General features: G+C 45.6%; 9 protein-coding genes. 1 reads left to right on the top strand and 8 read right to left on the bottom strand.

Annotated elements, in window-relative coordinates:
* Positions 1-90: 90 nt before the first annotated feature.
* From C7Y66_RS28220 to C7Y66_RS28235, 4 genes are all read right to left on the bottom strand, one after another.
* The gene (locus C7Y66_RS28220; RefSeq protein ID WP_106548106.1) at positions 91-1,539 is read right to left on the bottom strand and encodes an FAD-binding protein; all 1,449 of its coding nucleotides are present in this window, start codon (positions 1,537-1,539) and stop codon (positions 91-93) included.
* A 145-nt stretch (positions 1,540-1,684) separates the two neighbouring features.
* The gene (locus tag C7Y66_RS28225) at positions 1,685-2,269 is read right to left on the bottom strand and encodes a cupredoxin domain-containing protein (protein WP_015155685.1); all 585 of its coding nucleotides are present in this window, start codon (positions 2,267-2,269) and stop codon (positions 1,685-1,687) included.
* A gap of 198 nt (positions 2,270-2,467) precedes the next feature.
* On the bottom strand, positions 2,468-4,756 hold the full coding sequence (locus tag C7Y66_RS28230; protein WP_106548107.1) for a heavy metal translocating P-type ATPase: 2,289 nt from the start codon (positions 4,754-4,756) through the stop codon (positions 2,468-2,470).
* Between the two features lie 35 nt (positions 4,757-4,791).
* Complete coding sequence (locus C7Y66_RS28235) at positions 4,792-4,986, bottom strand: heavy-metal-associated domain-containing protein (protein ID WP_106548108.1); 195 nt, start codon at positions 4,984-4,986, stop codon at positions 4,792-4,794.
* Between the two features lie 102 nt (positions 4,987-5,088).
* On the opposite strand from C7Y66_RS28235, the gene C7Y66_RS30720 reads away from it, so the two are divergent.
* Positions 5,089-5,283, top strand: a complete 195-nt coding sequence (locus tag C7Y66_RS30720) for a hypothetical protein (RefSeq protein ID WP_146149901.1) — start codon at positions 5,089-5,091, stop codon at positions 5,281-5,283.
* On the opposite strand, the gene C7Y66_RS28240 is transcribed toward C7Y66_RS30720, so the two are convergent.
* The 4 genes from C7Y66_RS28240 to C7Y66_RS28255 form a co-directional block, all read right to left on the bottom strand.
* Positions 5,253-6,284, bottom strand: a complete 1,032-nt coding sequence (locus C7Y66_RS28240; RefSeq protein WP_106548109.1) for an iron ABC transporter permease — start codon at positions 6,282-6,284, stop codon at positions 5,253-5,255. The two genes, C7Y66_RS30720 and C7Y66_RS28240, sit on opposite strands and share 31 nt — an antisense overlap.
* A 108-nt stretch (positions 6,285-6,392) precedes the next feature.
* Positions 6,393-8,186, bottom strand: a complete 1,794-nt coding sequence (locus tag C7Y66_RS28245) for an ABC transporter ATP-binding protein (protein ID WP_106548110.1) — start codon at positions 8,184-8,186, stop codon at positions 6,393-6,395.
* Positions 8,187-8,215: 29 nt separating this feature from the next.
* Positions 8,216-9,187, bottom strand: coding sequence for an iron-siderophore ABC transporter substrate-binding protein (locus C7Y66_RS28250; protein WP_106548111.1), 972 nt, complete (start codon positions 9,185-9,187; stop codon positions 8,216-8,218).
* Positions 9,188-9,202: 15 nt separating this feature from the next.
* A partial coding sequence (locus C7Y66_RS28255; protein WP_106548112.1) for a TonB-dependent siderophore receptor occupies positions 9,203-11,136 on the bottom strand: 1,934 nt, incomplete at its 5' end.

Below are 11,136 nucleotides of genomic sequence, written 5' to 3' on the forward strand. Positions count from 1 at the left end.
TTGATTAAATCTCATCCCAACTACCAAAGTCTACGTTCCTACGGCACTATCGCCGCCTGATTCTGTCCGATGTATTGTTTTAGAGTTGTGCTAAAAAATCCCCTGACCAGGTGTAAGTAAATTGTCAGGATCGTAGCGGCGCTTGGCGCTGACTAGCCTACCCCATACTGGATAAAAGTGCTGTCTCCAATCGGCTTGAGAAAATGGAACGGCATCAATCGGGTAGCGATATCCACCACTGTCACGGTTGCGCTCGAAAAACGTGCGGTTATCAGCTAGCATTTTGGCGATCGCGCTAGCATTGGGTGGTGCAGTGCGTAGAATCGCAAATAGAAACACAACCTCCTCATCAGGAACCCGAAACAGCGGTAGCCTCAAGCGGTCTGTTGCCACGGGATACAGCAGTACTGGACCCTGACCCGTATCTGCTAAAGTTAAGTTAGAAACGATCTTGCCGACAAAGCCGTTAACTGCGGTTTCTGGTACGAATAAATCTAACCAAGGATGCGGATAAAACCATACTCCACTCTCCTTTAAAAAAGCTACAGTTGGAGCTAACCGATTCGCAAAATCAAAGTAAGACTTATCTTCAATCTGTTGAGTACCCTGAGTGTAACTTAACCCAGCAAGTAAACTGCTATTGTCTGGTTCATCTGGTAGTGTATAAAAGCTAGCTGCCTCCAACATATAACGCCATCCACCACTAGCATCGGGTACGACTTGACCTTCTACGTAGTCAAATCGTTTTTGGGCAATTAGCCAGCGCTGGTCGTGCGTCAAAGCAGCCAGATTGTTGTAAAACAAGAGAAATACACGGCTATTTTGGGCAGACGGAATCAGGCGAACTGTTGCCCTGACGATAATGCCACATTGACCCAACCCTGCCAGCACTGCTTCAAACAAATCGCGATTTTGGGAGCGAGAACAAGTTTCTAGGTTGCCCGCACCCGTGACGACTTGAAGGGATAAGACGTTATCCACCTGCACGCCATAACGATGACTCCTACCACCGATCCCACCAACGGCTAAAGTGCCACCCACGGATAGCTCGATGTAATCTGTCAAGACGGGGGGTGTCAGTTGTCGCTCCAGCGATGCAAGGAGCAATTGGCTCCACAATACACCTGCATCCACTTCTGCCCCCTCTGCATTAATAGTATGAATCGTATCGAGCGAACTCATATCAATAACTATCCCCGCCTCTATGAGCGGTTGACCGTAAGTGGAGTGCGCTTGACCGCGTGCAGCAACTTTCAGCTTGTGGCTGCGAGCAAACCGGACAATTCTCACGATGTCCTCAACCGAACCTGGTTTGAGTACAGCACTTGGGTAACGACGCACGAGATGACCGAAATCATCAGCGGCAGCATTGCGGGTGGCAGAATCGGTGTAAAGTGTACCGTCCAGGGGTGGCAGAGATTCAAACTCAGATGCAGCACTGGCGGATGTGACCCACGATCGCATGGCAGGATTGAACCCAATAATAATCGCCGAAGCGATCGCACCTTGCAAAACTTGACGGCGTGAAGCATTCTTCATCCAGCATCCCCTGAACTAGCGTTTGACAGACCGAAATTCTTTTGCTCAATTAGAACTTCTTCAAACTTAAATGATAGTTTTCTCATTGAAAGCAATAAAATTTGTGTCGGACTAATGCATGATGAGTTCGAGCTGTTCAAAGCAGTTATTTGACAGTAGTAGATGGGGCAACAGGCGTTAAGCTGGCAACAAAAGTAGAATCGGCAGGTTGAACTTCGATGACTCCTCGAAACATATTCATGCCACAGGTGAAAGTATAAGTCCCTGGTTTGTCCGGCGTGAACTCGATGGGTGTGACTTGGTTGAGGGGGAGATTCTGGGCGATATGAAAGTCAGGAAATCGAATTTCTTCGAGGCAACTGCTAGGATCTGTACGGTGGAAGTTGAGTCGGACTCTTTGACCTGCTTTTACCACAACTCGACTGGGTTCGTACCCACCATCAACAGCAATCTCGACTGCCTGAATTCCTTGACTCGTCTTGGCTTTGTGTGACTTAGGCTTGCTGAGCAAAAACCACCACAGTTCTAGTCCAATTAATCCCAAACCACTAACCGTAACGGCTCCTTTCAACCATAGCGGTTGTTCGATCCGGTGGAACTGACCCTTCTGCTCTATTTCGGAGCGTTGCATCCCTTCATGAGACATTTGTGCCACTGCTTGTCCCGAAGCAATGCCTAATGCCAATCCTATACTCGCAATACCACCTACGATCGCAGTTTTGCTTACCATTGAAAACCTCCTATAAAACTGCTCCTGGCTCCTAACAAAAATCTAAATCCTGCTAATACCAATTGACTTTTTGACTACGGCAGAAAGATCCCCCCAACCCCCCTTTTCAAGGGGGGCTATAGAAAATCGTCTCTAACATAGCTTGAGTGAAATGGTATAACGTCCGCAAAGAATGTCACCTTCTTCAGCATCATGAATTTAGCGCCCAGTTTTCGGATGGAAGTTACGCAGACGCAGTGCATTTGTCACCACTGAAACAGAACTAAATGCCATTGCCGCACCTGCAATAATCGGACTGAGCAACCAACCAAAGAAAGGAAAGAGAATACCTGCGGCGATTGGAATGCCAGCCACGTTGTAGATGAAAGCAAAAAACAGATTTTGTCTGATATTACGAATCGTGGCACGCGAGAGTTGAATTGCGGTGACGATGCCTTGTAGGTCACCAGAAATTAATGTAATATCGCTAGCGGCGATCGCCACATCCGTTCCCGTACCAATAGCAATTCCCACATCCGCCTGCGCCAAGGCTGGTGCATCGTTAATCCCATCGCCAACCATTGCGACAATTTTGGGAGTCGTGAATCGTTTTTTGCTCCCCTGCTGCTCTAATTGCAGAGACTTAACAACCTCAGCCTTGCGATCGGGACGAACTTCTGCCATGACTCGGTTAATCCCGACTTCCCGCGCAATAACTTCCGCCGTGCGGCGGTTGTCACCAGTCAGCATTATTACCTCTAATCCCATCTGCTGCATAGTGCGTACAGCAGCAGCAGAAGATGGTTTGACGGCATCCGCAATTCCCATAATGGCTTGGACTGTGCCGTCTACAGCAATCCAAATGACTGTTTTACCGAGATACTCCAGTCGATCCCACTGTGGCTGTAATTGGCTAGTGTTAATTCCCAATTCTTGCATCCAGCGCTGCGTGCCAATTTGTACGAAGCGATCGCCTACGTATCCTTGCACGCCACTACCTGCAACCGCTGCAAATTCTCGTGCGTCGGTCAATTCTACTCCTTGAGAAGAGGCGTATTGCACCACCGCTTCAGCCAAAGGATGTTCTGAATTACGTTCGACAGCAGCAGCTAGGCGCAAGAGTTTTAGCTCGTTGCTATGTGCCGTTCCGTTCACCGTGACAAAATCGGTGACAGTTGGCTTACCTTGCGTAATCGTACCTGTTTTGTCAAGCACGATCGCTTGCAGTTTGTGCGCTAGTTCCAGGCTTTCTGCACCTTTAATCAGAATGCCATTTTCCGCACCTTTACCTGTTCCTACCATAATTGAGGTTGGTGTAGCTAAACCCAAAGCACAGGGACAGGCGATAATTAACACTCCAACGGTGGTAATCAATGCCATCGTCAGGTTACCCATGATGTTAAACCAGATGACAAAGGTAGCGATCGCGATCGCGATGACCGCAGGTACAAACCATCCCGTCACTTGGTCTGCCAACCGTTGAATCGGTGCTTTAGAACCCTGAGCTTGCTGTACGAGCTTGACAATTTGCGCCAAAAATGTATCTTTACCAACTCGTGTCGCCCGAAATTTAAAGCTGCCAGTTTTATTGATCGTAGCCCCAATCGCTTCATCTCCAGGCTGCTTTTTCACAGGCAAGCTTTCACCCGTCACCATTGACTCATCAATCGTGGAGGAGCCATCAACGATTTCTCCATCGACTGGAATCTTTTCCCCAGGACGAACCAGGATGATATCCCCCAAAACGACTTGGGCAATCGGAATATCCACCTCGCGATCGTTGCGAATGACACGCGCTGTTTTTGCCTGTAAGCCAATTAGTTTGCGAATTGCTTCTGAGGTTTGTCCCTTAGCGCGATTCTCTAGAAGTTTTCCCAGCAAGATTAAGGTAATGATGACAGCGGCGGCTTCGTAGTAAACGTCTGGGTTCAAACCCTGAGCGATAAACCACCCAGGAAAGAAGGTGGGAAACAGAGAATATAAGTAAGCCGCACCCGTACCGATCGCCACTAGAGTATCCATCGTGGCTGTATGGCGCTTGAAAGCTTTCCAGGCATTGACATAGAAGGATGCACCGCACCAGAACTGCACTGGAGCCGTGAGGATCAGTTGCAGCCAGGGATTGTGCAGCCACATAGGGATGAAGGGGATAGATAACCCCGTCATAGCAGGCAACGACCCAATCACCAGTACGGCACTAATAATCCCGCTAATCCAAACCTTACGAGTCAAGTCGCGATTTTCTACCTGCCGCGTCCGACGTTCGGCATCGTCATCTGCTGCCAACACATCTTCTTGCATCGGCTGAGCGGAATATCCGGCTGCGTCAACCGCATTTTGCAGTGTCGCCACATCTGTTTTGTCAGGATCGTAAGTAACTGTAGCTTGTTCTGCACCAAAGTTAACGCTGGCATGACTCACCCCAGGAACAGAGCGAATCGCGGCTTCAATGTTGTTAGCACAAGAGGCACAACTCATGCCTTTTAGTTTCAGCGTGATGTTATCCATATGGCGATTACTTTTTATTGGTAACCAATTGCTGCTTAAACCGCAGGATAGCCTACAGCAGCGATCGCATTTTCAATTTCTGCTGCCGATCGTTGCGTCTCAATACTGACCATTTTTGTTTTCGGCTCGGCTTCTACTTTTGCCGTTGCATCAACCTTCTTCACTGCTTGAGTTACAGTATCGACACAAGCAGCGCAAGCGAGTTTGGGAACTTTGAGCTGGATTAACATTTGCTCAACTCCATAACGTGACTAAATCTATTGTGAATCCTCTAGTTAACTGGAGAGTCAAGGGGGAAGCAACAATTTTTACCTGTCAACCTCTGTTCGGAAATGGCATTAGGGCATACGATATCAACGGCACTCAATGCAATTCTCGATTGTGTGGATGACATTTGTAGGGGCGCACAGCTGTGCGCCCCTACCAGACGTGTATTGCATCCAATTGAAAACCGCTATCAAGGTAGAATCATTGAGCAGTTACAACTGGGCAAACTTCATTTTCTCACCTTTGACTTAGCCAAATAGACAAAAAAAGGAGCGCCAACGATCGCTGTCATCACACCCACAGGTAATTCTTGAGGTTTGAGCAATACACGCGCTGCTACATCTGCAACTAAAAGTAAAGTTGCGCCCACAACTGCCGCATAAGGTAAAATCCAACGGTAATCAGCTTTGATGAAAAATCTTACGGTGTGGGGAACGACTAAGCCGATAAAACCAATTGGTCCCGCTAAGGCGACCGAACTTCCTGCTAGTAAAACCACGCCGATTGCGGTCATAATTTTTACCCAAGCTGTCTGTTGACCTAAGCCTTTTGCCACATCTTCACCCAGGCTCATTGTCGTAATTTGTCTACCCAAAGCAAAAGCAACAATTAATCCCACCCCGATAAAAGGTAGTACTTGCAACAGAATGTCAGTATCGCGCCCAGCCAGCGAACCAGCTAACCAAAATCTAATTTCTTCTAGGGTTTGTTGACTGACAATCAAGATTCCCGTAGTCAGGGACGAAATCAGAGCTGTCAGCGCCGCACCTGCGATCGTGAGATTCAGAGGGGTTGCCCCTCCCCGTCCCAGAGAACCAAGAAAGTAGACCAAAATTGCCGTGGCTGCTGCACCTAGCATGGCAGCAAGAGTTAAAACGCTCAAGCTAGAACTGCCAAACAGAAAAATTGTCGCCACGACAGCTAGTGCTGCGCCTGACTCAATCCCCAAAATCCCTGGGTCAGCCAAAGGGTTGCGCGTCAAGCCTTGCATTAACGCTCCCGATACTGCAAGCGACGAACCAACGAGCAACGCCATTAGCGATCGCGGTAGTCTTACAGTCTGGACGATGAGATGATTGTAAGAACCGTCAAAAGCGCTGAAGGATTTCAAAATTTGAGCTAGAGGTATTTCTGCTGCACCTAAACTGATGCTATATACAAAGCAAATGAGCAGGATTCCCAGCCCGACAATTAGACCCAGCAAGGGCGATAGTTTTGGCATATTCGCTCCTTTAGGTGAGCTGGCGATCGCTTTTCTCATCGTGCTTTTACGATCTTGAATGCGTAGTTCTAGCCTTATTGGTTCAAGTTTTGAATTAGAATTGCAGACAATTGACAATCATTGTACAGACAAATGACCCAAAGAGCGTCAAATACTTCCAGACTGCACTCGCCAAAGACTAGCATAAATGCCATTAAGTGCTAATAAGTCTTCGTGTTTACCCTGCTCGACAATTTCACCTTTATCCATCACGTAAATGCGATCGCTGTGACGAATTGTGGAAAGGCGGTGAGCAATAGCTATGGTGGTACGATTTTGGGTAATCTTTGTCAGGGATTTTTGAATTGCGGCTTCGGTTTCGTTGTCCACCGCAGAGGTTGCCTCATCTAAAATTAGAATGGGCGGGTCTTTGAGAATCGCACGGGCGATTGCAATTCTCTGTCTTTGTCCGCCAGAAAGCTTCTGTCCCCGTTCTCCAACGATTGTATCGTAACCTTGCGGTAACTCCAGAATAAACTCGTGTGCTTCGGCTAATTGGGCGGCGCGGACGATCTCTTCGTCGCTGGCGGCTAAGTTACCATAGGCGATGTTTTGAGCTACCGTACCGTGAAATAAAAACACGTCCTGGCTTACCCAACCAATGCAACGTCGCAATTCTTGTAGTTGTAATTCTCGAATATCGACTCCATCAATCCTAATGCGTCCGCTTTGAATTTCGTAAAACCGCAGCAGAAGCTTGACGAGCGTACTTTTCCCCGAACCCGTCGCACCGACAATACCGATATTCGCTCCTGCGGGAATATGCAGCGATAGGTTTTTCAAGATATTGTGGCGCTCTTTGTAGGCAAAGGCGATATTCTCTATCTGCACTTCACCGCGTACTGTTGTTAATTGTAAGGTGCGATCGCCCCCTGGAATCGCGATCGGAGTATCCAACAATCCCATTACCCTACGGATCGAAGCCATTGCTCTTTGATATTCGTCCATAATTTGGCTTAAAGAAGCAAAGGGCCACAATAATAGCTGTACGATGAATACCAAAAAACCGTAAGTTCCTACCGTGAGGCGATCGTTTGCTACAGCTACACCACCAAAAAATAACGTGGCGATAAAACCCACTACAACTAAGAAGCGAATTAATGGATAAAAAGCCGCAGAAAGGGCGATTGCTTTTTTGTTACTACGTCTATAAGCATCGCTTTCATCAAAAACGCGACTGCGCTCGTAGTTTTCGGTAGTGAAGCTTTTAATTGTCGCAATTCCTGAGAGATTGTTGGCTAAACGGCTACTAATGAATCCCGCTTTTTCGCGCACGTCTGCATAACGAGGAGCGAGTTGTTTTTGGATCGCAAACGAACCCCAAAATATGAAGGGAATAGGTAAGATTGCGAAAGGAGCCACACTAGGAGCAATCAAAATAAACGAACCACCTACAGCAAAAATTACGGTGAGAAATTGCAGGATTTCTGCTGCGCCAAAATTGAGAAATCTTTCTAATTGATTGATATCATCGTTTACAATCGAGAGAAGTTCTCCAGTCGAGCGTTCTTCAAAATAACTCAGTTCTAATTCCTGCAAATGGCTATAGGTATCGAGGCGTAATTCGTGCTGAATTGTTTGGGCAAGGTTGCGCCAGAGGCGATCGTACAGAAATTCAAATAATGATTCTAAACTCCAAACTAATAAAGTTAATAGCGACAGTATTGCTAATTGACCGATAATGTTGGTTATGCCAATTTGAGCAATCAGAGAATTCTCTTTTTCCACTACCACATCGACTGCAACACCGATTAGATAGGATGGCGCTAGGTCGCAGAGTTGATTGAGAATTGTACAGGTGACAGCAATCCAGATTTGAGGACGGTGGTTTTTGGCATAGCCTAACAATCGTAGCAATGGATGCTTTTTGGAGCGTAAATTAGAAGTTGGCGAAGGTGGCATAGTAAATGTCCAACGCAAAAAACATAAACTTAAGGTGAATTAACTAGATACTTAAACAAGTCATCAAGCATGGCATGAACTGCAAAAATATCTGAACTATGCCAATGATGACCTACAAAATAGACGCGATCGCGCTGCACGACATTAAGTTGTTGCCATAAGGGTCTTTGTTTGAGCTTTTCTAGCGTCTTCTTATCATCTTTATCATCCCAAGTCAAAAAGAAAAGAACATCCGCATCAATATCTGATATTGTTTCTTCTGACAGGTTTTCTACGTAGAAAAGATCTCCTGATTGCGATCGCGGACGTTGCACTTCAAGATCTTTTAGCACCGTTCCAGAAAAATGCTTTTCTCCATACGCCCAAATTCCATATTGCGAACTGGTACTGGCAACAGATATCTTTAGATTGTGGCGGCGATCTCCTAACATTTGTTTGAGTTTTTCAAGGCGCTGCCAATAATCATTCATTAATTGTTTGTTTGCATCTTCTTTGTCTAATATTTGCGCCAGTTCCTTTAATTGTTGCTTCCACGAAGGAGGAGGATAGGGAATATTTAATACAACTGTAGGCGCAATATGAGATAGCTGTTTATAAATGCCTTTTGAGTAATAAGAATTAGCTAGGATGAGATCGGGTTTCAGGTGCAAAATCTTTTCTAAATTAGGAGCGTCATGTCCTCCAACAAGTTCTATGCCATCGACTTTATCTTGAAGATAATTAGGAATAGGATTGGATAATTCAAGATATACTGATGCAATAGGTTTGATACCTAATGCCAAACTATTAGCGGAAGTATCTAAATCCAGAATCACAACTCGTTTGGGATGACGAGGAATGCAAGTTTCACCCATCACATGCTTCACGAACCGACAATTCTCTACCAACTGTTTTGAGCGTGTAAGGCTGCGATCGCCGATCGTGTTACAAGTCGAAATCAGCGTTACCACTAAGATTCCCAAACATGCTAGATAGGCAAAGCGGCGTAAAGAGATTTTCATGAATGTACTAACTACTCAAAACTGCCAGGAAACTGTTCCTAGAACGGTGAATGGCTCCCCTGGATAAAGACTCAGATCGCTATAAGCAGATTCAAAATAGTCTACATCAAATAAATTCCTAAAGTTCAGAGCTGCCCTAAATTGCCCGCGATTGTAAAAGATCGCTGCATCCGTGCGAAAATAGCTGGGTAAAGTAAACGAATTATCTAAATCTCCCTGGCGATCGCCGACATAGAAAAATCCTAAGCCAAAGCCCAATCCTTGCAAATTCCCTGATTGAATTTCATAGCTCGTCCATAAATTGAAGCTGCTTTCTGCCACATTATTAATTCGATTACCAATTGCAAAAGTTTCATCTTGTGTAATCCGTGCATCGGTATAGGCATAACCACCAATAATGTTCCATCCTGGTAAAATTTCGCCACTAACAAATAGCTCGACACCTTGACTATTTTGCTCTCCTGTTTGAATTTCAAAATCAGGATTATCAGGATCGGTAGTGTTAACGTTAGTGCGAGTTAAATCGTACAATGCCAGCGTGGCAGAAAGGCGATCGCTTATATCTGCTTTGACTCCAACCTCATATTGCGTCCCGCGACCTGGCTCAAATAGCTCGTCATCAGCAGATCTGCCATAACTCGGTATAAAAGAGCGAGTATAGCTAGCATAAAGCGAAATCGGCTCAATGGGCTGGTAAACTACACCCAGACGTGGACTAAATGCATCCCCAGATTGAGATGTTTCAGTATCTTCAATTCGATCTTCGTCAGTTTGTTCAAAAGCATCAAATCGACCACCTAGCAGTAATTTAAAATTATCTGCCAAGGTTATTTGATCTTGAAGATAAATACCGATTGAATCGGTTGTTACTTCATTATCACTAGGGCGATCGATTATCTCAAGCCTTTGAGAACTGTAAATTGGGTTAAAAACGTCAATAGGCGTTCCTTGGAAAGTTCTCAAGGTCACGTCGGTATAATTAGACCGTCTCAAATCGACACCAAATAGCAGCTGATGCTCGATCGCTCCTGTAGAAAATTTACCAACTATATTCGTGAATAGATCTAAGATTTCTTCGTTGTAATCGCGATCGTCACCTTGACGCAGTAAAGTTCTTAGATCGGGTTCGAGGCTATCAACACCGATACCTCTAATTTTTTGTTCGAGAGTGGAAAAGTAAAAAGCATTTCGCAATGACCAGTTTTCACTCAAGCGATGCTCTAGATCGTACCCAACTCGGAAAACCTCTGGACTGTATTCACTATCTTCGCTGGAAAAATTGCGATCGCGCTTAATTTCGCCGTTTGGGTTATCTAATACAGTTCCTATAGCGGGAAGACCAGAGGGATAACTCTGATTTATCTTGATGTACTGCGAATCAAATTTTAGCTCGGTTTTTTCGCCAAGTTCAAACTTTAAAGCACCTGCAACTGCTGAGGTTTCTGGCTCGACAAAATCGACAAAACTTTCGGCTTCTTCATAAGAGGCATTGAGTCGATACAATGCTGTTTTAGAATCATTCAATGGACCAGTTAAATCGATCGCACCGCCGTAACGGTTATAACTGCCAATAGTCGCTTCAACTGAGTAAAAAGGATCGCGCAGAGGTTGTTTGCTGACAATATTAATTGTCCCACCAGGATCGCCCTGACCAAATAGAACTGAAGCAGGACCCCTGAGAACTTCTACCCGTTCAATATCCGAGAAACTTGCTTGTGTTCCTGCTGGAACTCCATAACTCAATCCGTTTCTGGTAACGTTTGGTCCGTAGTCGCCAACAGAAAATCCTCGAATCGTGAAACCAGCAAATCCAGGGATATAATTAGGAGCAGTTTGAGTTGCACCAGGGACATTTTTAATTGCTTCATTTAACAATACTTCGGACAGTTTTTGGCGCTTGGCAGTAGACAGAAAAGCCATCGAACCGATAGAGTGCCTTTTAGAACAAA

Origin of the sequence: Chroococcidiopsis sp. CCALA 051, assembly GCF_003015105.1 — a bacterium.
In the GTDB taxonomy this organism is placed as follows: Bacteria; Cyanobacteriota; Cyanobacteriia; order Cyanobacteriales; family Chroococcidiopsidaceae; genus Chroococcidiopsis; species Chroococcidiopsis thermalis.

Bases quoted from the DNA above. Each gene is read 5' to 3' on its own strand.
- C7Y66_RS28220 (WP_106548106.1), bottom strand. From the start codon at position 1,539: ATGAAGAATGCTTCACGCCGTCAAGTTTTGCAAGGTGCGATCGCTTCG.
- C7Y66_RS28225 (WP_015155685.1), bottom strand. From the start codon at position 2,269: ATGGTAAGCAAAACTGCGATCGTAGGTGGTATTGCGAGTATAGGATTG.
- C7Y66_RS28230 (WP_106548107.1), bottom strand. From the start codon at position 4,756: ATGGATAACATCACGCTGAAACTAAAAGGCATGAGTTGTGCCTCTTGT.
- C7Y66_RS28235 (WP_106548108.1), bottom strand. From the start codon at position 4,986: ATGTTAATCCAGCTCAAAGTTCCCAAACTCGCTTGCGCTGCTTGTGTC.
- C7Y66_RS30720 (WP_146149901.1), top strand. From the start codon at position 5,089: ATGGCATTAGGGCATACGATATCAACGGCACTCAATGCAATTCTCGAT.
- C7Y66_RS28240 (WP_106548109.1), bottom strand. From the start codon at position 6,284: ATGAGAAAAGCGATCGCCAGCTCACCTAAAGGAGCGAATATGCCAAAA.
- C7Y66_RS28245 (WP_106548110.1), bottom strand. From the start codon at position 8,186: ATGCCACCTTCGCCAACTTCTAATTTACGCTCCAAAAAGCATCCATTG.
- C7Y66_RS28250 (WP_106548111.1), bottom strand. From the start codon at position 9,187: ATGAAAATCTCTTTACGCCGCTTTGCCTATCTAGCATGTTTGGGAATC.